Here is a 241-nt window from a genome sequence, read left to right on the forward strand (position 1 = left end):
AGGTCGCCACCGAACTCAACGACCGTCCGAGGCTATGCCTGAATGACCTCACTCCGAACCAGGCTGTGCGACGATGGTGGCCCCTGCACGATTACCCGATGATTCGCCACGACTAGTGGAATCCGCCAGGTGTATCCGGTGCTGTTCATCGACTGTATCCACGTCAAGATCCGCGACGGCAACGTGGCCAACCGGCCGATCTACGTCGTGATGGGGGTGACTGTGGACGGCACTCGCGACA

At 60.6% G+C, this 241-nt stretch carries 1 pseudogene; it reads left to right on the plus strand.

What is annotated here, in order from left to right:
* Positions 1–126: 126 nt before the first annotated feature.
* Positions 127–241 (plus strand): annotated as a pseudogene (locus tag G9373_RS45810) (transposase); the annotation flags it as partial.

The sequence above is a fragment of the Rhodococcus sp. A14 genome, assembly GCF_011603105.1.
Classification (GTDB): Bacteria; Actinomycetota; Actinomycetes; order Mycobacteriales; family Mycobacteriaceae; genus Rhodococcus_F; species Rhodococcus_F opacus.